Origin of the sequence: Sinomonas sp. G460-2, from assembly GCF_047759905.1 — a bacterium.
Lineage (GTDB): Bacteria > Actinomycetota > Actinomycetes > Actinomycetales > Micrococcaceae > Sinomonas.
Window position 1 is genome coordinate 1 of sequence record NZ_JBKZWT010000494.1, and the last position, 1,756, is coordinate 1,756.

Annotated in this window: 2 protein-coding genes; one reads left to right on the forward strand and one right to left on the reverse strand. The window is 68.8% G+C overall.

The window, feature by feature from the left end; all coding sequences use genetic code 11:
* Positions 1-476, reverse strand: a 476-nt coding sequence (locus tag ACLN58_RS21805; protein ID WP_415857304.1) for a MarR family winged helix-turn-helix transcriptional regulator, incomplete at its 3' end; no start/stop codon positions are given.
* Between the two features lie 159 nt (positions 477-635).
* Between ACLN58_RS21805 and ACLN58_RS21810 the strand changes: the two genes are divergently transcribed.
* The coding region (locus ACLN58_RS21810; protein WP_415857305.1) for an alkaline phosphatase family protein at positions 636-1,756 on the forward strand (1,121 nt) is incomplete at its 3' end.

A 1,756-nucleotide genomic window follows, 5' to 3' on the forward strand; every position in this document is an offset into this window, starting at 1 on the left:
ACGTCGCGGAAGATCCAGGAGCTGCAGTCGAGCTGGGCCACGATCTTCTCGGCAATGTCGGCGAGGTGCCGCGTGTCCTCGGCGTCGAGCCCGTCGAAGACCATCTGGCGCACGCGCTCCACGTGCACGGGGGCGAGCTCGACGATGGTCTCCCATCCGAGGTCGGTGAGGTGCGCCGTGGTGACTCGGGCGTCGTCGGGCGAGGGCTGCCGGTTGATCCACCCGCGGTTCTCGAGCTTCGTCACCACGTGCGAGAGCCGCGAAAGCGACGCCGATGTGCGGGCCGCGAGCTCCTTCATGGGGAGGGAGCGGCCCTGGGCTTCGCTCAGCATCGCGAGCACGTTGTAGTCGAAGAGGGAGAGCTTCCCGAGCGCTGTCAGGTGGGCGTCGAGGGCCGCCGGGAGGAGGGTCGTCACGCCCAGAATGGCGAGCCATGCCCTGCGCTCCTCGGCGGTCAGCCAGCGGGGTTCCGTCACGAGCATCAAGCATAGAACCCACGGAGAGCGCGCCCTCGGATTGCGCCTCGCGAGGTGGCCCCGCCCGCGCCTCGCGAGGTCGGCCCGCCCGGGGTGTTCCCAGTGTCGGTGCTCGGCCTTAGCCTGTGTGCCGGAGGCGCCCACTTGGAAGGAAGACCCATGCCCACAGGCCTGTCCGCCATTGATCACGTCGTTGTCCTCATGCTCGAGAACCGCTCCTTCGACCATCTGCTCGGCTACCTGTACCACGGCTCCGGCAACGTCTCGCCCAGCGGGGCGGCGTTCGAGGGCCTCAAAGGCTCGGAGAGCTGCCCCGGTCCGGACGGCAAGCCCGTGACCGTCTACCCCATCACGCCCACGACCACCGACGCGTATTTCATGCCCGGGGCCGACCCTGGCGAGGGATTCCAGAAGGCCAACAACCAGCTTTTCGGCACCCCGAGCCCCGCGCCCGGCGCAACCCCGACGATGTCCGGCTTCGTGACCGACTACGCCCAGGCCATCAAGGACAACCAGGCCAAGAAGTGGTACGTGGTCCCCGGCACGGCCCCCAACTGGATCATGGGCTGCTACGCGCCGGAAACACTCCCCGTGCTGAGCGGCCTCGCACGCGGATTCGCCGTGTGCGACCACTGGTTCAGCTCCGTGCCCACCGAGACGATGCCCAACCGGGCGTTCACGTGCGCCGGGACGAGCCAGGGCCATATGGACGACGTCACGAAGTCCTACACCGTGCCCAGCATCTTCGGGCTGCTCGGCAAACACAGCGTTCCGTGGAAGATCTACGGCTACAACAAGCCGCCGCTCACTCGGCTCAACTTCCCCGACACGCAGAAGGCGCCCGCCGGGAACATCGGCCTCTTCACGGACTTCCAGGCAGACGCTGCCGCAGGTCGCCTCCCGGCGTTCGCCTTCCTCGAGCCGAGCTGGAGCTCGACCGGGAACAGCCAGCACCCCAACTACAGCATGGCCGCCGGCGAGCAGCTCCTCCTCGACACGTATCGGGCCGTCGCGTCCGGGCCTGGTTGGGCCAAGACCCTGCTCATCGTCACGTACGACGAGCACGGCGGCTGCTACGACCACGTCCCGCCTCCCTCGGGTGCGACGCCGCCGGACAGCTCGCCCGGGGAGTTCGGCTTCGACTTCACGCGCTTCGGCCCGCGTGTGCCGACCGTCCTCGTGAGCCCGCTCATCCCCGCGGGCACGGTGTTCCGGGTCGCCGCGGGCAGCACCCCGCTCGACCACACGAGCATCCTCGCGACCGTCGAGCGGCGCTGGAA